Raw genomic sequence first — 23,483 nt, forward strand, 5'->3', positions numbered from 1 at the left:
GAATTCGGCAGTTGTTTTCAGGTAGAAAACTCCTAAAAATATTCTGAAAGTGTATACAAATGTAAACAAGTTTGATAGACAGCAAATTTGCGCCTCTCAAACTTGTTTATGAAAATTAACTTAAAGTTAGAAAAAAATGGATAACTCAAGAGGGTTTTATTGCCGATTGAGTTTCAAAGATGCTTTTCGAGAGTGGAAGCTAATGTAGTTTTAGGCACGGCGCCTACCACCATATCCACTTTTTGTCCACCCTTAAAAATCATTAATGTGGGAATGCTGCGGATGCCATATTGACTAGCAACATTAGGATTTTCATCTGTGTTGACTTTTACGACCTTGATTTGACCTTTGTACTGTTCGGAGATTTCATCGACAACAGGAGCTACCATACGGCATGGTCCGCACCAGGGTGCCCAAAAGTCAACTAAAACTGGTACATCGCTGTCGAGTACTTCTTGCTTGAAACTAGAATCGGTAACTTGTGCGGCTGTTGACATGCCTAAAACCTTCGCCAATAATATCTGAACTTGGTGAAAATTCTACCATAGCAAAAACCTCAGCTTGGGAGTGCGAGGATGTACATTTGCAAAGAAGCTCTCTTATTTTATTTACAAACATAAGGAACCGCCCGAACAGTAGTCCGGGCGGAGTGTGGTGTGAGGAGTGAACGGAAACATGCGTCTCCGCTATCTCTATTGTAAGCGACATATCGGATTTTTCCAGCAATTGTTTAGGGGCTCAGAAAAATTTATTGAAGGATTATTGGGGATTAGGGATTAGGAATTAGGATTAAAATAACTCTTTTTCATTACCAGTCCCCAGTTCCCAGTCGCCAATTTTATTTCCCCATACCTAATTGTTGAGCTTTTTGGTAAACTTTGCCTTCGGTTAATAAAGAAGGTGCAATCACAACTTCCACCTGCTGCATTTCTTTAATATTTTTCGCTCCCAAAGTGCCCATACTGGTCTTTAAGGCTCCTAAAAGATTGTGAGTACCATCATCTAGCCCTGCTGGGCCAATGAGTATTTGCTCTAAGCTACCAGTCGTAGCAACGCGAATGCGGGTGCCACGGGGCAAGACTGGGCTAGGAGTCGCCATACCCCAATGATAACCTCGTCCTGGGGCTTCTGCGGCTCTGGCAAAGGGGGAGCCAATCATCACACCATCAGCACCACAGGCGATGCATTTGCAAATGTCGCCACCTAGGATTAAACCGCCATCAGCAATAATGGGGATATAGTTGCCAGTTTCCTTGTAGTAATCATCTCGTGCTGCGGCACAATCGGCGATCGCAGTTGCCTGTGGTACACCCACACCCAATACCCCACGAGAAGTACAAGCCGCGCCAGGCCCAATTCCCACCAGTACCCCAGCCGCCCCAGCTTTCAACAAATTCAACGTGACTTCGTAAGTTACGCAATTCCCCAACACCACAGGGATGGGCATGGAACGGCAAAATTCTGCTAAATCGAGTGGTACTAAAGACTCTGGTGACAGATGTGCAGTAGAAACTACCGTAGCTTGGACAAAAAATAAATCTGCCCCAGCTTTGGCCACTGCCTCACCATATTTACTTGCACCTACTGGAGTCGCACTCACCGCTGCAATGCCACCTTGTTGTTTAATTTCCTGAATACGTTGTTCTATTAATTCCGGTTTTATTGGTTCGGCATAGAGTTCTTGCATGAGGGCAACAAATTCATCTTTTCCCACAGAGGCAATCCGATCTAATATTGGCTCTGGGTCAGCATAGCGAGTTTGAATCCCCTCTAAATTGAGGACACCTAATGCTCCTAACTGTGACAAACGTACAGCCATACGAACATCTACTACGCCATCCATAGCACTAGCAATTATCGGGATTTCTCGCTCAATATTGCCAATACGCCACTTAGTATCTGCCAAACTGGGGTCTAGTGTTCTATTACCAGGGGCTAGAGCAATTTCATCTATTCCGTAAGCTCTGCGAGCTGTTTTTCCCCGCCCAAGTTGAATTTCCACGCTTTAACTTTACTCAAATCTGTTTAAGCTAGGGTATCAAATTGTGGGGAAATTTGGGGTGTTTTTTTCCCGAACCATATAAGTGACTAGTGACGGTTGTCATTAGTCATTTGGATTTTGACCGATTAAAAATCCAAAATTAGTTTGATTTACCGTTTATTTTTAGCGGCATCCACACCAGTGTAACCAGTTGCTAACCAAATTATCGCTCTAGCTCCATCACGAACAGATTTTTCGATAGATTCAGGGGGTTTTTCGGAAGGAACTGGCACTGGTTTTAAATAAATACCCCGACTGCCCAAAATAATTTCGCCAATGACACAAGCCCGGCGCATATGGAAGTCGGAAGTAATCAAATAAACGCTCTTAATGCCGCGAGCTTGCAAATCATCTACCAAAGTAGTAAAATTAGTAACTGTATCTACTGCTTCATAATCCAAGTGTAAACGTTGAGGATCAACACCAGCTTTGGTAAACACTCTTTGAGTGAATGTACGTGGACTGCCACCTGTAATCCAAATCGGTATATTTGGATGCTCACGAACGAATTTTGCTGTAAATTTTTCTCGCTCTAAATGTCTCGTTGAACCACCTAACACTACAACTGCTTGCGGCTGCACAAATTGGTTTTGTACTTCTTTGTATCCCCACCACATAAATATTGGCAGGACAAAAGCCATAAAACGAAAAGATTTATTTGTAAAGAGTAGCTTATTCAAGGCTCAATAACTTAATTTGCTTAGTACACAATTTTCTCTGGCTATAAGAAAAAATAATTGATAGTAGAGTAGCAAACTTCCCAAGAATCTGCCCAAATTCTGACCAAATATAATATTTGGTTGGTTTTCGTATAGCAGCGCGATTAAACGTGCCTGGAGTTTTTCCTCTAATTGATGGATTATCCTAACCGATATCGGACGATTCATCAAAGGGTTTTAACCACTTTATATAGTAGTTCTCAATTGCACAGAATCAGCAGCCAGTTGCGTGGACGGATATCCCGACTTGGGCGAACAGGCGTACCACTGTTAGGCGCACAGCAATGCTATTACCATATTAATTGCTGTATATATGAATTGTCTGAAGATAACGGGACTGGTGCGACTTGAACGCACGACCTGACGCTTAGGAGGCGTCCGCTCTATCCAACTGAGCTACAACCCCAACTGCGAAGCATATATAATTATAGCAGTAGTTTTAGGGAGACTGCCAAATGTTATCCCAAGAGCCGCCGCCTACTTCTAAACCACAAAGAAAACTTTCGGCTTTTAGAATTATTTTAGATTTTCTGCCATTTAGTTCTCGTAACTCTAAATTTAGTTTTCCTTGCATGGTGTCTCGGCAACAGTATCTTAAACCTTCTGCTGTCGGCGCACGTAGAGGTGTACCAGGTAAATCTGTGGTTCCTGTTAATTCAATTTCATAATTAGAGTTGCTAGCTTTCATTTGCCATCTGCTCCAAGGCTGAATTTCCCACTCTACTTGTGAATTCCAGGGAACAAATTCATAAAACTTGCCTTGATAGTGCAGTCCAATCATCGCTACAGATTCCATCCACCACAGCACACCCCGTCGTCCACCACCAGCAGTTAATGCTAAGTCGGGTTCGCCCTCGAAGCAATTACAATTTATCCAAAACCATTTCTGAGGAAAAGCACCACCCCAATTTTTCTCGCCGTAGGCTGGGGCGTTAGTGAATTCGTAGATTTTGCCATTCCAGTCAATTTTCCCACTGGCTAAACCGTGAGCCATCAAAATTTGCCATCCAGGTTCAAAAATCTGCAAGAATGACAGCCAGCCAGCGGTTGATTGCTGAATGCTATTTTGATTGCCCCAACCGTATACTGGTTGAATTTCATACTGCCAACGACAATAATTATTAGTGGCGCGATCGCGAATTATTCCCTGATTCAAAGTGGCAGTAGCTTGATATCCTTCTTGGACATGATACTCAAACTCTGCTGGCAGGAGGTATAGAGGAGAAACTTGCAAATTATTTTTACCCCAATGACCTAAACCTAAAACATCCCGACTACCCCAAAATTTGTTGACATCTGGAAAAGTACGGCAGAGGTACTCATCATCCGGGCCGAGGATTTGGGCTGCACCACCACTGTAAGGTTTACCGCCGATGGGATCTTCAATGGAGTACATAAAGGCGAATGTTTGCCCAATTTCTGGTAACGTGACGCGGTAATACCAGCCTTCAAAGAAGCGACGGCTACTGCCATCCCAGTGATAACCAGAATGGGGCGTTTGGAGAGAATTTAGGGGAATAGTTAACATAGGTTTAGATAGTTGCCGATTTTTTCAGTATGCGCGATCGATTCGATATCAATGATGCTTATGAAATTCTTGGGCTAAAACCCGGTGCGTCTCAGGCACAGGTGAAGCGAACTTACCGTAAACTGGTGAAAATTTGGCATCCCGATCGCTTTGTCGATCAAAGGCAAAAACAGGAAGCTGAGGAAAAAATCAAATCAATCAACGCAGCTTACAACAGGCTCAAATCTGAAAATCCATCTGAGCCTCCTATTCCTGAAAATCCATCTTCATCTTCGCCTAAAAATCCCCCAAAAATATCTGTCAATCGTTGGGATGCAGAAACTTTCTACACTTTAGGGGTAGAAAATGCTACTCAAGGAAGATATGAGGATGCGATCGCAGATTTTACCCACGCCATTCGTCTCAATCCTCACTATATTGACGCGTATAAATATCGTGGGCTAGTTTGCTCACAATTGGGATACGAATATAGAGCCGCTTCAGATTTAAATAAAGCTGCACAAATAGAAGAAGAGTTAAGAAATCCGGGGAGTACGCGTAGATCGCGATCGCCTAGATATGTATCAAAACCTAAACCTCTAGTAGAAAGATTTTGTCAGAGGATAAAAAGTTTACTGCGGCTAAATCGGCGTTGGAGATAACCAGCGAATATAGTTGAAGACACTAGAGATGGAGATAGATAATACTTATACTTGGGAATACTAAGTGTAGTAAGACTTGGTGCTGATTTCTTAGTATGAGCGATCGCTTCGATATAAATCATATTTACAATATCTTTGGGTTAAAACCAGGTGCATCTGCTGATGAGGTCAAGCAAGCTTACCGCCAGATGGCTAAGACTTGGCATCCAGATTGTTTTATTGAACCGCAGCAAAAGCTAGAAGCGGAAGAAAAAATCAAAGAAATCAATCAAGCTTATGCAAGGTTAAAGTCTTCTCAGCCAAGTCAGACAAATCAATCTGCTTCTACTACCAAAATTGATTTAACTCCATCCAATGCTGAAAGTTTTTATAACCTGGCTATGGAGAAAGCTCAAAGAGGAAAATATAGTGAAGCAATTGAAGACTTTACCCAAGCAATTCGTCTCAACCCCAACTACTTTGAAGCTTACAAATACCGAGGGCTTGCTTGCTCGAAACTAGGATATGAAAATAGAGCCAAGTCAGATTTGAAAAATGCCAGAGAACTGGAACTGAAACAGAAAAAAGCACCGCCAAAGTCACCAACGCCGCCACCACCCAAATCTACATCGCCACCGCCAAAGCCACCAACGTCACCACCACCCCAACCTACATCGCAACCGCCAAAGCCACCAACGCCGCCACCTGAATCACAGTCTCAACCTTCACCGTGGAAATGTGTTCACACCCTGACTCATCTGAACTGGGTTTTTACAACTGCAATTAGTCCAGATGGGCAAACTTTGGCTAGTGGAAGTAGTGATAATACTATCAAGATTTGGCATCTCGACACAGGTAAATTACTACATACTCTCACTAGTCATACCAAATGGGTAAGATGCCTAGCCTTTAGTCCAGATAGCCAAACTCTGGTTAGTGGCAGTGATGATAGCAGCATAATGATTTGGCAAGTATCTACAGGTAAATTACTCAAGACACTTAAAGTACATTCAACCCCTGTTTTTTCTGTAATCATTAGTCCAGATGGTCAGACTATCCTGAGTGGCGGTACAGACACTACTATCAAGGTTTCCCATATAGACATGGGGCAGTTACTGCAAGTTCTCAAAGGTCATTCTTCCTTCATTTATTCCCTTACCACTTGCCCAAAACACCAGATTTTTGTAAGTGGCGGTGCGGATAATACCATTAAGCTATGGAATTTGAAGAGTAACAAATTGCTGCAAACTCTCACCGGGCATTCAGGTTGGGTGAGTTGTGTCGCCATTAGCCCTGATGGGCAAATTTTAGCTAGTACCAGTTATGACCAGACTATCAAGTTATGGAATATCAATACAGGTAAGCTAGTTAACACACTTGCTGGACATCACAGTTATGTTTGGTCTGTTGCTTTTAGCCCCGATGGTCAAAATCTTGCCAGTGCTAGCGCAGACTACACCATAAAGTTATGGCACATTAGCACTGGACAACAACTCTACACGCTGGGCAACCATTCAGATTGGGTTAACTCTGTCGCTTTCAGTCCTGATGGCAAAACTTTGGTTAGTGGTAGTCGAGATATGACCATCAAGCTTTGGCGCTGCGCTATCTAACAACAAATTAAAAATTTAGAGAATTGAAGCAAATTGCTAGATTTTTTGATCGATGCATTAATTGACAGTTTGATAACATCCATCTTTGGGATACTCTTTCTCTTGATTAAGTATTAACTCTCTAAAGATTAAGTATTAACTCCCTGGAGATAGAGCCACTTGTTTGAGGGCAGAGGTTATTCTGAGATTACCAACAGTTGAGTAGCAAATAAGACTCAATATTTATCAGCAACATATATTTTCAGTTCATTAAAACCTTTTGTTTTCACAAAGCTTTAGTTCGTCAATATTTTAATCTGAGGAGTTAAATCAACGGCTATGTCTATTCCCAATGAACGCGAAAGCAAAAACAGTGAAGTTAAACAAGAATCTTACACTGATATTAATGGCAATACTCAGACCCATTACACACAAACCACTGAAACAGTTAAGAACAATACAACTAATCCCAACTCTTACACTAACGGTTACGTACATGGTCGAAATGTTGAGCGTAGCTACCAGCAAGCAGATTTAGCCCAGCGTGATGAAAACAATGCTAGTGGTGGTTTGCTGTTGGGTATTATCATTACTTCCCTGCTTGGTTTGGTTATAGGTGGGGTTTGGTACTTCAACCAGCAGAATAACGCAGCGGTTAACAATGCTGTGCCAGTCGTGGTTCCTGTTCCGAGTAAGAGCGATCCAACTCCCAGTGCATCTCCTCAACCACCAACGATAATCGAAAGAACTACGGAAGTACCTGTACCTGTTGCTGTTCCTGTTCCTGTTCCCCAACAGCAAGTTACACCTCCGTCTGCACCTCGCCAACCGGATATTAACATTACTATTCCACCCCAGCAGCCTGCGGCAGAAAAAGCACCTTCTGTAACCCAGCCAGCCCCTAAAGCGACACAAAGTCCGGCGACGAGTCCAACTACCAATACTCCGGCTTCGCAAAACGATAGTTCTACTAATACTGTTGCTCCTGGTACGAAAAGTGACACTTCTAAAACCACTACACCTCAAGGAGTAGACCAGTCAGACAGTACATCTAACAGCGGTTCTGGTCAGTAAAGGCTTCTGAACTTTCAGTCCACTTGGTAATGTTGGCATGAATGCGAATATTACCAAGTGGAACAAATTTTAAGCAATATTTCTGAATTGTTGCGAAAAATTAATGGTATTCAAGTTTAGTAAAGGTATCTTGTAGCTAAACAAACACAATGCTAGATTAAGACCAAGGTACAAACAGGTTAAAAGTTAAACAAAAACTTTCAAGTTAGAGCCTGTGCCTCCTGCTCTAATCTTCTCGCGATCGCTATGATTGGTTGTGACATCCGTTGAATGTGTTTTTGCCTTAAGTTCAATGAGTTGTTTTGGAGGTTTTAGAACGCACAGCCAGAAAATGCCTGCCTAGTTGGAATGTAAGGATGTGCAATTCTGAGTAAAGCGATCGCGAATACTGTCCACCAAATTTTAAGTTAGCCATTTCTGAATTCTCCAATCTTCAAGTAACCGCCCCAAGCTATTGAGATTTATCCATCGTAGCTTCAGGCGGTTTCTGCTTTGAGTGTTATGATGCATTTTTGTCATTTGTCATTTATTTAGACTAATAACCAATACTTCTCTACTAGAGGCTACGCCAACGACTACGCGGTAGTTGAATCTCGACTTACCTCGACTTCGCTCGGCACAAGTCGCTCGATTTCCGCACAGCGATGCACTGAGCCTGTCCTGAGCGTAGCCGTTGGCGCAGCCTCTCGTAGAGAAGGGCGTAGTCGTTGTGTCAAAACTCAGTACAAGTGACCAATGACCAATGACTAATGACTAACTAAGGTAATTACAGTCACTTCAGGCGGACAAAATAAACGTCCTGGTTTATAAGTTCCTAAACCACGATTGACATATAGTTGATTTTCTTCCACCTTGTGAAAACCTTGCGCCCACTCCCAATATCGAACTACTTTTGAGCAGTCTCCTAATAAAAATGTTACCCAACGCCGTAATTTTTTGGGAATTTGTTTGAGTAGCTTTTTGTAATAGAGTACTAGAGGGCCAATGCCCGGAATCACGATGTGACCACCGTGGGTATGACCAGATAGTTGCAAATCTACGCGCCATTGTTGCAATATCTTGGCTGTATCTGGGTTATGAGATAAAACGATGCGCGGTGTAAGCGAGTCTAGTTGATTCATCACTGGTGCAGGGTAAAATTCCCGTGACCAATAATCAGCTAGTCCTACCAATGGTAATTCCTTTCCTAGTGGATAGGCGATTTCATTCCAAAGTACGTGAACCCCAATGGTGGTTAACGCTTGTGTAACTTCTGATTTGGAGTGGCTGTAATAGATATCGTGGTTCCCAAGTACGGCGTAGATACCACAGCGACTTTGCAGATGTTTGAGTCGAAGCACCAATTGATGGATTGGTGTGGGATCGTCAGTTACGTAGTCACCAGTTAATAGAATTAAATCTGGTTCAGCTTCATTAGTAAGTGCGATCGCTTTTTCTAACATATCTTCCGACAGTCGCAAACCATCATAGTGAAAATCTGACAACTGCACTAACGTTGTACCTTGTAAAGATGCAGGAAGTTCCGCAATCTTAACCGTTATTTTATCTACTCTTAAATGTCCCGTAAACAACCAATGCATAAGTTAACCGATACTCCTCATACCAGCGCTTACAGCTTACCAAAAATAAAAATGTAACTTGATAAAATGCAATAATTTATGTCATCTACTTCAGATACAATTAATTCATTCGATTTAAATTTTGGCGATGAAAGTAGCAGGTTATGGCTGAGTTTGTAAGCACTCATTAGCCAGAGTACCTGCTGAAATTGCGTTCTTTTTTGTTAGATTTGGAATTACCTACTCACCTTGTAGGGTGATCATAGTAACTTCTGGGCGGCAAAATAAGCGTCCTGGGAGGTAAGTTCCCAAACCACGATTGATATATAGCTGATTTTTACCTAGCCGATGCAAACCCTGCGCCCATTCCCAATGGTTGACTACAGAAACATTTACTTCTAGAAATGGGAATCGATGCCTCACTTTTCTGGGTATTTTTTTTACAAGCTTTTCGTAAAACAACGCCGCAGGACCAATTCCAGGAATCACGATTTGACCACCGTGAGTATGACCAGATAATTGTAAATCGACTCGCCATGTTTGTAATATCTCCGCAGTATCTGGGTTGTGGGATAAAACAATGCAGGGTGTGTCGGGGTTTAGCTGGTTCATAACTGTTGCGGGGTGGAATTCCCGTGACCAATAGTCAGCCAGTCCGACGAGTGGTAATTCTTTTCCTAGTGGATAGGCAATTTCGTTCCAAAGGACGTGAATTCCAATGCTAGTAAGGGCTTCTGTAACTTCTGCTTTTGCGTGTTTATATATATCGTGATTGCCAAGGATAGCATAGATTCCACTGCGACTTTGCAAATGTTTGAGTCGAAGTACCAGTTGGTGAATTGGCGACGGATCATCAGTTACGTAGTCACCAGTTAATAAAATTAAATCTGGTTTAGCTTCGTTAGTCACTGCGATCGCTTTTTCTAACATCTCTGCCGACAGCCGCAAACCATCGTAGTGAAAATCTGACAACTGCACCAGCTTTTTACCTTGTAACGATGCAGGCAACCCTGCAATGTTAACCGTCAATGCTTCTGTACTCAACGGCCCAGATAACAACCAATGCATAAAACGTTCAATAAACTTCAATCATAGCGCTTACAGCTTAACGAAACATTGTCAGTTCGTGTACAGCGACTAGTGCAAGTTATTGAAAATTTTATGAAACCTGTGGATTTTAGCTTATTGATACTTATTTAAATCAGACGTAAGTTTGGTGTTAATTTATGTCAGAGTATAGTGCATTTCTGTGAAAATCAGGGGGATAGTGATTCATGTTACGTATATAAATCAACTATACGGTCAAAGTTTATTTATTTGGGTATACTATGTTACGTACTCCTGCATTGAAGCAAAACACCTAAAGTTGTTTATGTCATCATCATTAGAGCCACAATTCATCCAGGATTTTACCCACTTTGAGCAGCACGTAGCAAAACTAATCCATAAAGCAGATTGGACAGTTGAAACTGCAAAGACCAATCAACCTGGCTACGATCTAGTAGTTAAAAAAGGAAACCTAGTTGGTGTTGTTCAGGTTAAATGGCTAAAAAGTAACGTAACAGCGCCACAGCTTTTAAAGTTTGCTGACTTTTTAGATTCTGACGAAGGCAAAAAATTTAATTTTGGTTGGTTTATAACTACAAAAGGATTTGGCGGCCCAGCATTGGCATTAATGAGAACCTGGGGTAAAGATACTAAAATTCGCTGTGGGATTGCCCATGAAAATAAGCTGGTTGGAATTGATGGTGATTACGTCATTGGTGGCAGAGGTAATCTTGAAAATTCCGAAGAAACTACGTCAAAAAAAGTTTATTTTGGAGTTTTCACCTGTAAAGGCGGAGTAGGAAAAACAACTGTAGCAGGTCATTTAGCAGGAGCATTAGCGCTGCAAGGATTTAATGTAGCACTTGTGGATTTAGACCCAGAACAAAATCTGCAAAAATTAGTAGGTGATGGGGTTTTTGTTCCCAATCCTAAAGGGGTAGGCACAACTATTCAAGTTTTTGATGGAAATGATTGGGATGAAGATGCTGCCCGTGATTGTCAAATAGTAATTTGTGATTGCTCGCCAGCATTAGAGCGTAATCCCCCAGAGCTAGTTAAGCGATTAGATTATTGTATTATCCCAACAACCTTCAATCCACTGGGAATAAGTAAGCACGGTAAAGTTATTCAAGATACTGTTAAAGAAATACGTGAAATCAATAATTTAGCTCATTTGTTTGTATTAGTTAACAATTTTAAAGATCCTGGTATTAAACGCTTAAGGCTTCTTAAAGAAGTTTATTCTAATACTTATAAAGAAATTAGTAAAATAGATAAAAAATTTCATTGTATAGATCCAGAAGAAGTTTGCATTCGGACTAGCGACCTACTTTACTACTGGGGTATACATATACTCGAAAATCCAGAAAATCCTGCCAGTAGATTAGCTTTTGATCTAGTTGGCGGAAGATGCTACCCGCGTGAAGATTTTATCAACTTAGCAGATTACATTGAAAGAGAAGCTGGTATAGGAATTCTTAGAGCTAGTTAAAACTGTTAAGATAATTTTACACTTAGCGATCGCTAATCTTCCTATAAAATTTTTACCAATATCTGTCCTAAAATCGAGCTTAATACAGAAATTCCTCTCTAACCTGACGGTATAGAGAGGTTGAAGGGGCTTGCTTGGGGTTAAGTCTGTATTGGACTCTACTGAGAACCTCTATAATTACAAAACAGCGCCAGACTTATCACAGACTGGCGCTATTTTTTCAATTTAATTCACAGTTAAAAATAGTTAAATGAATTTGTTAAATCTTTGTCATTGATTTACCGCAATTTTTTATACAGCACTGCGGTTGGTTAATAAATTCCACAAGAAAACTGCGACAATTGCACCAAGAACTGCTACTGCAATACCTGGAATGCTGAGACTAGGAGCTGCTAGAGATAAAGTTCCCGTACTGAAAAATACACCTAAACTACCGCCAACAAAAGCACCGATGATTCCTAACAATATGGTTCCTAGAATTCCGCCACCTTGATGACCGGGGTAGATAGCTTTTGCGATCGCACCAGCAATTAGACCTAAAACAATCCAAGCAAGAATATTCATTGTTGTTAAGTTGGTAAACGTTTTTGACTTACATGTATATATTAACGATCTTCATTTTTGACTTAATCTACCATCAGAATTAATTATGAATATCCATTAGGAATAGTTTAATTGCTACTAAGCTTTTTAACATCCAGCTTAGGACAAGTCCGCTATGGATAGCTGTGACTAGCCGTTATCTTACGATTTGCCAATGTCCTAAGCTGTCTGACCACTGCTATATCACCCATTTGAGGTAGATAGTCAATTAAAAAAAAGCTCCTAGTAGGTCTTTAACTAGGGGCTTACATAAACTATTGCTTGGTAATTGCAGTATATGCATTTTTAATTAGCTCTCTCCTCTACTAGAAGAATTAAGCTGAATTTTTAGAGACTGTCTCTAAAGTAATGTAAAGGAAGCAAAATCAGATAATTGAGACGATCGCTTATCCCTTTACAAGTTCATGTCTAGTTTTTAATTTTTAATTGCTGCACGATCGCTGCCAATGACTTGATGGCCGATCAATGGGAACAGTCTGCGGTAAGACCAATGCATACTTAGGAAAATCAGACTTACTAAAGTCAGCAGCATGACGCCCAGAATCGTTGTATATGACTTGGTGCGCCACCAAAATTCATTTGCACTTAGTCGCACAAGCTTCCATAAGCTAGCTATATCGACGCTTTCAGAATGGTGAATGGTGATTGGTAAGGATGCTGCTGTGTTTTGTCGTGCAATTGTCATTTTAATTACTCCTTTAAACCCAAATGCTAAGACACTAACTTTAAACTACGGTAACACTATAGAGTTTACGTTATTTATATGTAATATCTCATAGCTTGATGCAAGAAGCAAGTTTTAAGGGGATTATGAATCGGGGATTGGGCATTAGTATTAAAAATTAGGTATTTACTAGATTGAAAACTATTTTCTAGTCCGAGTCCCTACTCCCAGTCCCCAATTCCCAGTTAAAATGCCTAATCAAATTTGGTTATCACAGTTGCAAAAACATCGAGCGATCGCAGTTATCCGCGCCCCCCAAATCGAATTGGGGCAGCAAATGGCAATGGCTGTAGCATCTGGGGGAATGCAGCTAATTGAGATTACCTGGAATAGCGATCGCGCTGGGGAATTAATCAGTCAACTACGTTCGGAATTACCAGCCTGTATCATTGGCACTGGTACGCTATTCAATGTGCAGCAGCTAGAAGAAGCGATCGCGTCTGGGGCGCAATTCCTCTTCACACCCCATGTTGATTCGGCAATGATTCAAGCAGCACAAGAAAAAAATGTGCCGATTATACCAGGAGCTATGACTCCTACAGAAATTGTTACTGCTTGGAGTCAGGGCGCTAGTTGTGTAAAAGTGTTTCCCGTACAAGCAGTGGGAGGGATTAACTATATCAAAAGTTTGCAAGGGCCACTGGGTGAGATTCCCTTAATTCCTACTGGCGGCGTGACTCTAGAAAATGCCAAAGAATTTTTGCAAGCTGGAGCGATCGCTGTCGGTTTGAGCGGGGAATTATTTCCCCAAAAGCTTGTCATAGAGGGAAATTGGTTAGCGATCGCAACTCAGGCAAAAAACCTAATGCAACAGTTAGGTTAACTTAGAATCAAATCATCAAACATCCACGTCTATTAAAGTAATAGATATGGAAATAAAGGTGAAACCTGATAAGTTTCTCAAGACCCCATGATTTGAGTGTGAGTGTATCTAAAATGAAAAGACAAATTTCTCCTGACTGGGTGCGTCGCTTACAAGTACTCCTCACTGGTACAGCACTGTCCTTAAGTGTTTTTACTACTACTGGAACCAGTGAAGCTTGGGCGAATTCCAAAAATCAAGTGATTGCACAAAAAATCCAGACATTACAAAAATCGGATAAGCGCTGGATTCAAATTGATCTTTCAAAGCAACGGTTAATAGCTTGGGAAGGTGACAGAGTGGTTTATGGAAGTGCTATTTCCTCTGGCAAAAAATCCACTCCCACTCTTATTGGTACTTTTAATATTCAATCCAAGTTCAAAACTACAAGGATGCGGGGAAGCGGCTATGACGTTCCCAATGTTCCTCATGCGATGTTTTACCAAGGCAATTACGGTATTCACGGGGCTTACTGGCATAAAAGGTTTGGTACGCCAGTCAGCCACGGCTGTGTAAATCTCGCACCTAAACACGCTAAATGGCTATTTGAGTGGGCATCGGTAGGGACACCAGTAGTTATCCAGAAATAGTAGGTGAAGCAACCAAAAGGCAATTTGGATAAAATCATTAATAACAACAAATCAAGACAATTAAGTGATTCCCAGCAAGATTTTATGCTGGGAATCTTCGGAGTCCAAATTACCGAACTTGAAATAAAATATAGAAAAGGGCATTAAAGATTTGCCTAATAAATAAGCGGAAATCCTGACAATTACTGTGTGAAATTAGAAATGCAAATATGAATTCGGGGAAAGTTTGCATTTAGACATTTAAATGACAGATTTTTTGTAAAGGTTGTCCTTTGTAATTGTTTGTTGGTAATTGGTATTAGGACTCATCATTTAATTAAGGACAAATGACAAATATACCAATTGAATGTGGATTAGCTTAGGACTTGTCTTGAGAAGCATTAGCGGATGAATTGCGTAAATCCTCCACAGAAAGTGAGTAGTCACTCTGGAATTTGGAGTTTTCCAGAAAATTACTTCATTTCATAATTTTTGCGTAGTTTAAAAGGTGAGGCATAATGCAAACTTGGATTCCCCGTGGTGGGATTCGTTCTTCAGGAACTTTTTGTACAGGCGTGGCGCTGATGGTGGTGACTTTATTCTCTTGGTCATCGCCGTTAACAGGTACACCCAACTCGACTACAGCAACAGCCACGTCAGTCGATGAAAACAGCATCACTGTATCTAATAATATTAGCCAATCTCGCTGGATTGAAATTGATTTGTCAGAGCAACGTTTACGTGCATGGGAAGGTAATAAACTTGTTCATTCATATCGCATTTCTGGAGGTAAGCGAGCGACTCCTACACCCATAGGTAGATTTCGGATTAATTCTAAGTATCGTACTCATCGGATGCGAGGCAGAGGCTACAACATTCCTGACGTTCCTTACACAATGTATTTCTACAGAGGGTATGCCATTCACGGCGCTTATTGGCATAACCGTTTTGGGACTCCAGTCAGTCACGGTTGCGTAAATTTACCTGTTAAGCAAGCTCGCAATCTTTACAACTGGACTTCAACAGGAACATTAGTAGTTGTGCGGAAATAATTGCTAATTCGTAATAAATATCTGCAATTTTTCCTTTGATGTATAGACGGGTGCGTTCATGGAGTTAAGCACCTGTCTATACATAATTGCTAGACTAAAAACACATTTTTGAGTAATTGGGAACATTCTTCACTGTCTATGCTTAAAAATGGTTTGTAAGGTGTAATGGTAACAATCGCAAGCAAAGTTTTGAGATTGCCGAGCTATGCGATCGCTCCGTTGGCAATCGCAGAATTTAAACGAATCATGATATCAGGGATTGGGATTGAAACTGTCTGTAAAGGTTGAAATTAATTAAGATTTCCTTAAATATTTTTTGAAATGTCCTCTATATAAATTTTGGGGCGTAATCTTCTTAATAGAAAACTTCTATTTCTGCATTTGCTAATTGTGGATCATTTGCCAAACAAGTTACCCCAAGACTTATTTAAGGATCTAAAGCGGGATTTTCAGGTGATCAATCGGGCGCTGCGGGTGTTAAGTGCCTGTACGCAAGCTGTGATTCGAGCCGTCGATGAAGCAACGCTACTGCAAACCCTTTGTCACCTGATTACTGAAGAGGCGGCTTACCGCATGGCATGGGTTGGGTATGTTTGTCACGACGAAGCTAAGACTGTTGAACCTGTTGTCTGGGCAGGCTACGAAGCTGAATACTTGAAGACTGTGAATATTACCTGGGCAAATACACTACGAGGACAGGGGCTGACCTAGCAGGGCAATTCGATCGCGCCGGCCCATCGCCTGCCAAAATATGTTGGAAGACCCCAACTTTGCTCCCTGGCGTGAGGCGGCACAGCAACGTGGCTACCAATCCTCGCTGGTAATACCTTTATTTGATGGAGGAGAAGTTTTTGGAACTTTGAATATTTACTCCTCTGAAGCCGATGCGTTTAATCCGCAAGAATTAGCTTTGTTGACAGAACTTTCAGATAGTTTGAGTTTTGGTATCCTAGCCTTGCGGGCAAAGCAGAAACGCCAGCAGCTAGAACAGGCCCTAAAACTCTCAGAAGATAAATTTGCCAAAGCTTTTTATAGCAGCCCGATCGCTAAAAGTATCACCACTCTCGATGAGGGACGATATTTGGATGTGAACCATAGTTTTGAGTGGCTGTTTGGGTATGTCCGAGAGGAGGTGCTAGAGCGTACAGCTTTAGAATTGCAGATTTGGCAGAAAGCAGACGATCGCCAATATATGCTTCAAGAGTTGAAATTCCACAGAAAACTCAGAGACTATGAAGCGAAACTTCAGAAACATAACGGCGAACAAATTCTTTGCTATGTTTCGGCTGAACTAATTCAAATTGAAGAGACAATCTGTATCCTCTCTGCGATTGAAAACATTACCGAACGCAGACAGGCAGAACTGATGATTTTGCGGATCAATGAAGAGTTAGAACAGCGCGTTACCGAACGTACTGCCGAACTGACCGAGGCGACCAAAAAATTGCAACTATTAAATCAGGAGTTGCAGCAATCAAATCAGGAATTAGAACAGTTTGCCTACGTCGCCTCTCACGATTTACAGGAACCCTTGCGGGCGATCGCAGGATATACCCAATTACTAATGAGCGAGTATGGCGATCGCTTTGACAGCACAGCCCAATCCTACGCTAACTTTGTGGTAGATGGGGCAAAGCGAATGCAACAACTCATTCAAGATTTGCTGGCATACTCACGGGTAGGCACTCGTGGTAAGGAATTTGTCACCACTGATTGTAATCTGGCTGTGCAGCAAGCACTACGTAACTTGCGTGTGGCGATCGCTGAAAATCAGGCTACTATCACCGTCGAACCACTACCGACGTTGAACGCAGACCAAAATCAACTAGTGCAACTCTTCCAAAATCTGATTGGTAATGCAATTAAATTCCATGAAGACAATCACCCTGATGTTCAGATTCAAGCCACAAAACGCGATCGAGATTATTTATTCCAGGTGAAAGATAATGGTATCGGTATTTCGTCGCAATATTTAGACCAAATCTTTGAGGTATTCAAACGGCTTCACACCCACGATGAATATCCCGGTACAGGAATTGGACTAGCCATCTGTAAAAAAATTGTAACGCGCCATAGTGGAGAAATTTGGGCTGAATCTTCCCTTGGCATGGGTACGACATTTTATTTTACTATCCCCTGTAGTATTTATGAGTAGCAATCCTAATTTACGACCCCTTGAAATTTTATTAGTTGAGGACTCTGCTAGTGATGCCAATTTAATCATTCGCGAACTTGGCAAAGCTGAAGTTGTCCATAATTTGCATTGGGTCAAACATGGTGAGGCAGCTATAGATTATCTCTGTCATCGAGAAAAGTTTGTCGATGCCTTACGTCCCGATCTGATTTTGTTGGACTTAAACCTCCCCAGAATAGATGGTCGTGAGGTGTTGAAAATAGTTAAAGCAGATTCAGTTTTGAAACGAATTCCGATTGTAATTTTAACGACATCAAATGATGAAGAAGATGTTTTAGACTCCTATAATTTTAATGCCAATTGCTATATAACCAAACCAATTGATATTCAGCAATTTATTCGTGTTGTTCGACTGATTGATGAGTTTTGGTTGGCTGCTGTTAAGTTACCTGATGAGTAGAGTTAGCCTCTACCTTTATTAAATCCCTGGTCTAATACCAATACGGTTCAGTTAAGCATTGTTTTCCTCTCTCTGTTCCCTCTGTGCCTCTGCGGTTCGTTAAAAAATTGACTTTGATAAAGAGTTTTAGCCTTAACTGAACCGTATTGGGTCTAATACTTCATTTCTACCCGATATTTTCAGCCACGGAGATTCATTTTTCTATGCAGCAAGAATCTATTCAAGTTTTATTAGTAGAAGATAGCATTACAGATGCCCTCTTGTTTGAACGCGTGTTCTTCCGAGCAGCGACCTAGTGATTGGAAACTAGTTCATGCAAAGCGGTTGAGCGAGGCTATTAACTATTGCTGTACGAAATCCTTCCATCTGGCATTGCTCGATCTACGGTTGCCTGATTCTGAGGGATTGGCAACTATATCACGGTTGCATCAAGTGATTCCTGACATTCCAATTATTATTTTGACCGTATCTGATGATGAAGAATTAGCCTTGGAAGCGATGGCACAGGGGGCACAGGATTATCTGGTGAAAGATCAGGTGACGATCCAACTTTTGCGGCGTAGTATTCGGTACGCAATGGAGCGATCGCAAATTCTCCAACAACTCAAAAATCGGGAACGAGAAGCATTAGATGCACTGGATAAAGAACGGGAATTAAACCAGCTTAAGTCCTACTTTGTTTCAATGGTATCCCATGAATTTCGGAATCCGTTAAGTGTATTACGAGTTTTGAGTGAAGTGCTACTCCACTATGATAGCAACCTGACTGTGGAGAAGAAAGAAACTTATTCTCAACAGATAAGTACAACAGTTAACCACATGTGTCAACTTCTGGATGAAGTGATCTTGTTGGGAAAAGTTGATACAGGGAATTTTGAAATTGAATTAAGTCAACTTCATCTCCAAGAATTTTGTGAGGAGTTAATCGCCTCTTTGGAATATAGCGATAAGAATCAACATTCCATCATTTTAGATTTTCAGTCAAATTTACATCTAATAGAATTGGATGCTGCTCTTTTAAGGCATATCCTTTCCAATCTCATTTCAAATGCACTGAAATATTCTCCATCTGGTAGTGAAGTTCGAGTTGAAGTCAGTTGCCTAAATGATAAAGTGAAGTTTTGTGTTAGCGATCGCGGTATTGGTATTCCTGAAACCGATCGGCATCGATTATTTGAAACCTTTAGCCGTTGCAACAATGTTGGAAAAATTCAAGGAACTGGGCTGGGGTTGGCGATTGTTAAACGTTGTGTTGATTTATATACAGGAGAAATTTCTATTGAAAGCCAAGTTGGTATTGGTACTAACGTTACAGTATTATTACCAATAGGAAATTCTGCGTTCCGCGAAAATTAAGCGAGAAAACACACACCCAAGCAGATATGATGATTGCTGCTACTGCTCAAATTCATCAATTACTCTTAGTAGCTTCCAATATCCGCGATTTTTACGGTTGCGGTATCCCACTTTTAAATCCTTTTAGGGATTTCCAAGAAATAAATTATTCAATTTTGTGGGGTGGGCAACATGACATTGGTGTCAACTTAAGCTGGAAATAGCTTATCTGTTGGCTTCCATGCCCGCCCGGAAATAAATTTTCGGGCTAATAGCTTAAGTCTACTGAAGTAGACTGGAGATTTTTGGTGCTATTTAGTCATCTTCAGATGACTTTAGCGATGATATCATGTCCGCTTGATTGCTTATTAAACCCGAAGAACCCCACCCCGCCAAAGCTGTGCTTTGTCTCCCCTCCCCGCAGGCGGGGAGGGGTTATTTTATTATGGGTAATTTGGCGAACATGATATGAGACGGGAATTGAAATTCCCGGCGGACAAGCGGTTTCGCGTTAAGTTGACACCAATGGCAACATGAGCGCCCCTAATCATGGGCTATCGTGTCGCCCACCCCACAAGAAATAGTTGGATATTTTTTTATTTGGAAGTCCCATTAGTTAACTAACTCAACTGTGCCACAAGTTGATTCTCCAAAAGTGTGTCATTCGTTAACAAGTCTTCAACCGTGATTCGTAAAAAGCGTTGTTCATCAACTTGAAAGAGGATTTTAATACGATCGCTTCCAGGATACCCGGCTGGTGTCAGTTGGGCAATTGTCCTCGCGCCTTCTTGATCGTTGAGGGGTTTGACGCTGGTTTCACTACTGTCCATACGGCGAGTAATTAAGCGATCGCCATCAAAATAAACCTCAGTACTACCTGTATCTGCTCCCAATTCTCCCATAATTAGTTCAATGCTGGGCTGATTTTCTACAGAAGCGCCTAAGACTAATTCCACTGCTTGACTCATTGGGTATGCCTGTCCAGCTTTAATTAAAGAATGCCATTTGTGACGCTGATTGCGACGATCCCAGTAGCGGATACCATAACTATGGTAAAGAAAGTCTTTGATTTGTATCCCTTGTGCTAACTGTAATGCACCTTGAGCGATCGCTTCAAAGGGACGTTCGCAACGGATTTTTTCTGGCTCAAAATACTGTTTGATCCATGTCTGCACTGCTGGCAATTGCACTGTCCCACCAACTAACAAAACTGCATTAATATCTGGAAGTTCTATCCCTTGCCGTCTTGCTTGCTGCAACAGTGTTGTCATCGACTCATCCAATAACTCAAAAAAAGCGTGTTCTTTGAGGATATTTTCAAAAGTGTCGCGGTTTAGTTCCAGTTCATAACTTTCAAATGTCTCATCGTCAAAATAAACTTCACTAGCTTGATTTTGGGTTGATAGCTGAATTTTTACCCGTTCTGCCAATCTTGTTGTCAAGGGACTTACTGCCAACTCTTGAGTTTTGGCAAAGTAATCTACTAACCAGTTGTCAATATCAGTACCGCCCAGATTTTGCCCAGCTTTCGCCAATACACGGGCAGTTTTGACTTTTTGTTTGGAATCTTCAGCCAGAGACTTATTACCCCACTTGAGGATAAATCCTAACGGCTTGGTTGTTGCTTGGACACCTCGATCCAGCCGCACAAGGGACAAATCCAAAGTACCACCACCAAAGTCAATCACCAAGAGATTTTCTTGATCTGCCAAGCCATAACCCAAGGCGGCGGCTGTGGGTTCATCCAGCATTCGCACTTGTTCGACGGGAAGGGCTTGACAAACTTTTCCCAACCAGTGACGATAAGCTTCAAAACTGTCAACGGGTACAGTTAACACTAAAGAGTCTAACCCTCCTTCCAGGGGTGCTAGTTGTTCAATTACTTGAGTAAGGAACCATTGCCCGACTTGTTCAAAGGTGACAATTTGCCCATCTAATTCTGGTAAGAAACCTTGGATATCTGCACCAATACCGCGTTTGAAGCTGCGGAAAAATCGCGTTTCGCCTTTGAGGTCAAGACCGCGATCGCGTACTTGTTGCCCGACTAAGACTTTATTTTGGGCTGCGTCTTCAACATAAACCAAGCTGGGAATCAGTGGCGGATTGAGACTTTGTTTAATTGATAAGCCTGGTAGAGTCAGGGTTTCTGGCTGCTGGGTTACAGGGTTCCAACGAGCAATGACTGTGTTGCTAGTACCAAAATCGATTGCGATCGCCATATTTTATATTTATTCTCTCGCACAAAGATGCCAAAGCTGCTTTATTTGTGATTATTCTCCATAACCCACCAACAATGCAATTAATGATCTAAGGGCAGTTTAATAAAATCAAGAATGCGATGCCTAGATTAGCTACGCTTACGCAAAAAATTATTTGGCGAAACTCCTCCTAACTCCTAACTCCTAACTCCTAACTCCTAACTCTTGATGTAAGCTCAATCTTCATTCCGTAACTGCCAGACTGCACCAAAAGCAGCCCCAGCCCCAGCTAATAATCCAGTACTCATTCCTTGGATAGTTTTTTGGAATGGATCTTGGGTTAGGCACTCACTTGTAACCTTACTGTCTTCCAGGCAGAGACTACTTTCTGCCCAACCAGCAGTACCTCCTAAAATTACACCAGTGATACTACAGGAAACAATTAGCAGCAGAAGACGTTGTGTTTTTCTAGCCATAGATGGATGTTTTACTCAATTTTGTATTTTAGACTTTAGACTGGGTTAGTGTGTAAATACACTTGGTTTAAATAAAAAATTTTAGATTTTTCCATACTTGAGCCACTGTTTAACCGGGCTGCTTCAGCAAAATTATAAATCTAAAATTCTGTCAAAGGTTGGCAAAAGTTGGAAATTTTAGTTGACTCTTAACTACTTTACACATCCAAGCAGCAGATGTCAGCTGGTTTATGGCTCAAGAGGCTAACTCATGTGTATCGCTGTAGTGGTCTGTCTTGATATTGATGGGTAGGACTTTAGTCTTGAGAAAACAAGGACTAAAATCCTTACTAGAAATCCTCAAAACTAGTTTGACGTAGTATTCGGTGAGTTACTGTCCACGGATGCTCAAAAAGCATTTAATCAATCTTCAAGTTGAAAGGCAAGCGAGCGTAGACCCCCTGTGGATCGTTCATCTTTTGCAGAATCTCTACTTCCTGTTGTAATTTCTGAAATTCAGCGGTGGGGGATTGGATTGTTTGAGTTGCGTCCCCTCAATTCCCAAAGCAGTCCGCGCTTCTGGTGTTGCCCGCCTAAAAAAGCGTTCTCCTGATTACGACCTTGGCAAGGCCAACTCATCCGCCTCGCTGTTCAAATTAGCCTATTTAGGCAAAACTCTAATAAAACAAAAAAAATCTGTGTATTTAGATACTTTTTAGAGATTTTTTTCATAAATGTCATGTTATTGTAACTTAAGCAAAGCCTTGCTCAGTCAATTCAAGGAGTCATGAGTATCGAGTGGTTGATTCATGATCGATAGTAAAAAAGTTCGGTTGAAGTGGCAAAATTATTGGTTTAAAACCTTTGGTAGATGGCGCTCGTGTCCGCTAACCTGTCCAATAGAAAGACCTCATCATCGGCATGTTTTTTGGAGTTGGATCGGTAGTTTTTTAGCCATCACAGCAACGTCCTACCTTGCTGTCAAAACTAATTCTCCTTTGCTGATGGCTCCTTTTGGTGCTACAAGTGTCTTGATATTTGGTGTCCCTGATAGTCCTTTGGCTCAACCTCGTAATGTCATTGGGGGTAATCTTTTAGCTGCTATAGTGAGTCTGATAATTCTGCATTTTTTCGGTTCCTCTCCCTTGGCAATGGGAATGGCTGTTTCTAGTGCGATCGCAATTATGCAGTTTACCGGAACTGTACACCCACCTTCGGGTGCTGTTGCATTAGTCGTTATGATGACGAAACCGGACTGGCAATTTCTGCTAACACCTGCCTTTGAGGGATCGATGATTCTAGTGCTATGCGCTGTGATCTTTAATAATTTAGCAGCAGAAAGGACGTATCCAAAGCACTGGTTATAACATTAATTTCTAGAGCAAAATTAATCGTATCAAGTACAAAATGTAGGGGCAA

Annotated in this window: 26 protein-coding genes, 1 tRNA gene and 1 pseudogene; 15 read left to right on the plus strand and 13 right to left on the minus strand. The window is 41.4% G+C overall.

Annotation, left to right across the window (positions count from 1 at the left end; all coding sequences use genetic code 11):
- Nucleotides 1-173: 173 nt before the first annotated feature.
- The 3 genes from trxA to QUD05_RS31790 form a co-directional block, all read right to left on the minus strand.
- Entirely contained in the window at nt 174-497 is a 324-nt protein-coding gene (gene trxA, locus QUD05_RS31780) for a thioredoxin (protein WP_104909616.1), read from the minus strand.
- Between the two features lie 341 nt (nt 498-838).
- Nucleotides 839-2,002, minus strand: coding sequence for a GuaB3 family IMP dehydrogenase-related protein (locus tag QUD05_RS31785; protein ID WP_289799517.1), 1,164 nt, complete (start codon nt 2,000-2,002; stop codon nt 839-841).
- 149 nt (nt 2,003-2,151) lie between these two features.
- Nucleotides 2,152-2,682: a YdcF family protein gene (locus QUD05_RS31790; RefSeq protein ID WP_099101842.1), complete on the minus strand. Its 531-nt coding sequence runs from the start codon at nt 2,680-2,682 to the stop codon at nt 2,152-2,154.
- Between the two features lie 213 nt (nt 2,683-2,895).
- Between QUD05_RS31790 and QUD05_RS31795 the strand changes: the two genes are divergently transcribed.
- Nucleotides 2,896-3,111, plus strand: coding sequence for a hypothetical protein (locus tag QUD05_RS31795; RefSeq protein WP_289799518.1), 216 nt, complete (start codon nt 2,896-2,898; stop codon nt 3,109-3,111).
- On the opposite strand, the gene QUD05_RS31800 is transcribed toward QUD05_RS31795, so the two are convergent.
- Nucleotides 3,093-3,166: transfer RNA gene (locus tag QUD05_RS31800), tRNA-Arg, on the minus strand. The genes QUD05_RS31795 and QUD05_RS31800 overlap by 19 nt on opposite strands.
- Before the next feature lie 33 nt (nt 3,167-3,199).
- Nucleotides 3,200-4,288, minus strand: a complete 1,089-nt coding sequence (locus QUD05_RS31805; protein ID WP_289799519.1) for a tocopherol cyclase family protein — start codon at nt 4,286-4,288, stop codon at nt 3,200-3,202.
- A 29-nt stretch (nt 4,289-4,317) separates the two neighbouring features.
- Between QUD05_RS31805 and QUD05_RS31810 the strand changes: the two genes are divergently transcribed.
- The 3 genes from QUD05_RS31810 to QUD05_RS31820 all read left to right on the plus strand — a co-directional run bounded on the left by QUD05_RS31810 (nt 4,318) and on the right by QUD05_RS31820 (nt 7,574).
- A complete protein-coding gene (locus QUD05_RS31810; protein ID WP_289799520.1) occupies nt 4,318-4,929 on the plus strand; it encodes a DnaJ domain-containing protein in 612 nt (203 codons plus the stop codon).
- Between the two features lie 95 nt (nt 4,930-5,024).
- Nucleotides 5,025-6,521 (plus strand): WD40 domain-containing protein, encoded by a 1,497-nt coding sequence (locus QUD05_RS31815; RefSeq protein WP_289799521.1) that lies wholly within the window; start codon nt 5,025-5,027, stop codon nt 6,519-6,521.
- A gap of 318 nt (nt 6,522-6,839) precedes the next feature.
- Nucleotides 6,840-7,574: a hypothetical protein gene (locus QUD05_RS31820; RefSeq protein ID WP_289799522.1), complete on the plus strand. Its 735-nt coding sequence runs from the start codon at nt 6,840-6,842 to the stop codon at nt 7,572-7,574.
- Nucleotides 7,575-7,863: 289 nt separating this feature from the next.
- Here QUD05_RS31820 and QUD05_RS31825 read toward each other — a convergent pair whose 3' ends face one another.
- From QUD05_RS31825 to QUD05_RS31835, 3 genes are all read right to left on the minus strand, one after another.
- A complete protein-coding gene (locus QUD05_RS31825; RefSeq protein WP_289799523.1) occupies nt 7,864-7,989 on the minus strand; it encodes a hypothetical protein in 126 nt (41 codons plus the stop codon).
- Between the two features lie 331 nt (nt 7,990-8,320).
- Nucleotides 8,321-9,154 (minus strand): metallophosphoesterase, encoded by an 834-nt coding sequence (locus QUD05_RS31830; RefSeq protein WP_289799524.1) that lies wholly within the window; start codon nt 9,152-9,154, stop codon nt 8,321-8,323.
- A 219-nt stretch (nt 9,155-9,373) separates the two neighbouring features.
- Nucleotides 9,374-10,201: a metallophosphoesterase gene (locus QUD05_RS31835; protein WP_289799525.1), complete on the minus strand. Its 828-nt coding sequence runs from the start codon at nt 10,199-10,201 to the stop codon at nt 9,374-9,376.
- Between the two features lie 304 nt (nt 10,202-10,505).
- Here QUD05_RS31835 and QUD05_RS31840 point away from each other — a divergent pair, with 304 nt between their 5' ends.
- Complete coding sequence (locus QUD05_RS31840) at nt 10,506-11,672, plus strand: nucleotide-binding protein (protein WP_289799526.1); 1,167 nt, start codon at nt 10,506-10,508, stop codon at nt 11,670-11,672.
- 291 nt (nt 11,673-11,963) lie between these two features.
- On the opposite strand, the gene QUD05_RS31845 is transcribed toward QUD05_RS31840, so the two are convergent.
- Together QUD05_RS31845 and QUD05_RS31850 are read right to left on the minus strand one after the other, a co-directional pair.
- Nucleotides 11,964-12,236: a GlsB/YeaQ/YmgE family stress response membrane protein gene (locus QUD05_RS31845; protein WP_185584679.1), complete on the minus strand. Its 273-nt coding sequence runs from the start codon at nt 12,234-12,236 to the stop codon at nt 11,964-11,966.
- 454 nt (nt 12,237-12,690) lie between these two features.
- Nucleotides 12,691-12,960: a hypothetical protein gene (locus QUD05_RS31850; RefSeq protein WP_289799527.1), complete on the minus strand. Its 270-nt coding sequence runs from the start codon at nt 12,958-12,960 to the stop codon at nt 12,691-12,693.
- Nucleotides 12,961-13,189: 229 nt separating this feature from the next.
- Here QUD05_RS31850 and QUD05_RS31855 point away from each other — a divergent pair, with 229 nt between their 5' ends.
- From QUD05_RS31855 to QUD05_RS31895, 9 genes are all read left to right on the plus strand, one after another.
- Nucleotides 13,190-13,822 (plus strand): bifunctional 4-hydroxy-2-oxoglutarate aldolase/2-dehydro-3-deoxy-phosphogluconate aldolase, encoded by a 633-nt coding sequence (locus QUD05_RS31855; protein WP_289799528.1) that lies wholly within the window; start codon nt 13,190-13,192, stop codon nt 13,820-13,822.
- Nucleotides 13,823-13,935: 113 nt separating this feature from the next.
- Complete coding sequence (locus QUD05_RS31860) at nt 13,936-14,451, plus strand: L,D-transpeptidase (protein WP_289799529.1); 516 nt, start codon at nt 13,936-13,938, stop codon at nt 14,449-14,451.
- A gap of 497 nt (nt 14,452-14,948) precedes the next feature.
- Nucleotides 14,949-15,482, plus strand: coding sequence for a L,D-transpeptidase (locus QUD05_RS31865; RefSeq protein ID WP_289799530.1), 534 nt, complete (start codon nt 14,949-14,951; stop codon nt 15,480-15,482).
- Nucleotides 15,483-15,647: 165 nt separating this feature from the next.
- A complete protein-coding gene (locus tag QUD05_RS31870; RefSeq protein WP_289799531.1) occupies nt 15,648-15,770 on the plus strand; it encodes a hypothetical protein in 123 nt (40 codons plus the stop codon).
- A 102-nt stretch (nt 15,771-15,872) separates the two neighbouring features.
- The gene (locus tag QUD05_RS31875; RefSeq protein WP_289799532.1) at nt 15,873-16,193 is read left to right on the plus strand and encodes a hypothetical protein; all 321 of its coding nucleotides are present in this window, start codon (nt 15,873-15,875) and stop codon (nt 16,191-16,193) included.
- A 7-nt stretch (nt 16,194-16,200) separates the two neighbouring features.
- Nucleotides 16,201-17,637 (plus strand): ATP-binding protein, encoded by a 1,437-nt coding sequence (locus QUD05_RS31880; RefSeq protein WP_289800130.1) that lies wholly within the window; start codon nt 16,201-16,203, stop codon nt 17,635-17,637.
- The gene (locus QUD05_RS31885) at nt 17,630-18,076 is read left to right on the plus strand and encodes a response regulator (RefSeq protein ID WP_289799533.1); all 447 of its coding nucleotides are present in this window, start codon (nt 17,630-17,632) and stop codon (nt 18,074-18,076) included. Before QUD05_RS31880 ends, QUD05_RS31885 begins: the two co-directional genes overlap by 8 nt.
- 264 nt (nt 18,077-18,340) lie before the next feature.
- Nucleotides 18,341-19,432: a hybrid sensor histidine kinase/response regulator gene (locus tag QUD05_RS31890; RefSeq protein ID WP_289799534.1), complete on the plus strand. Its 1,092-nt coding sequence runs from the start codon at nt 18,341-18,343 to the stop codon at nt 19,430-19,432.
- Nucleotides 19,433-19,458: 26 nt separating this feature from the next.
- Nucleotides 19,459-19,635, plus strand: coding sequence for a PIN domain-containing protein (locus QUD05_RS31895; protein WP_289799535.1), 177 nt, complete (start codon nt 19,459-19,461; stop codon nt 19,633-19,635).
- A 396-nt stretch (nt 19,636-20,031) separates the two neighbouring features.
- Here the strand turns inward: QUD05_RS31895 and QUD05_RS31900 are convergent, their stop codons facing one another.
- The 3 genes and pseudogenes from QUD05_RS31900 to QUD05_RS34560 form a co-directional block, all read right to left on the minus strand.
- On the minus strand, nt 20,032-21,630 hold the full coding sequence (locus tag QUD05_RS31900) for an Hsp70 family protein (RefSeq protein WP_289799536.1): 1,599 nt from the start codon (nt 21,628-21,630) through the stop codon (nt 20,032-20,034).
- Between the two features lie 215 nt (nt 21,631-21,845).
- Complete coding sequence (locus QUD05_RS31905; RefSeq protein ID WP_104909601.1) at nt 21,846-22,085, minus strand: hypothetical protein; 240 nt, start codon at nt 22,083-22,085, stop codon at nt 21,846-21,848.
- 398 nt (nt 22,086-22,483) lie between these two features.
- Nucleotides 22,484-22,671, minus strand: a pseudogene (locus QUD05_RS34560) (signal peptide peptidase SppA); the annotation flags it as partial.
- 202 nt (nt 22,672-22,873) lie between these two features.
- Here QUD05_RS34560 and QUD05_RS31910 point away from each other — a divergent pair.
- Nucleotides 22,874-23,431, plus strand: a complete 558-nt coding sequence (locus QUD05_RS31910) for an HPP family protein (RefSeq protein ID WP_289799537.1) — start codon at nt 22,874-22,876, stop codon at nt 23,429-23,431.
- Nucleotides 23,432-23,483 lie beyond the last annotated feature (52 nt).

The organism is Nostoc sp. GT001, assembly GCF_030382115.1.
Classification (GTDB): Bacteria; Cyanobacteriota; Cyanobacteriia; order Cyanobacteriales; family Nostocaceae; genus Nostoc.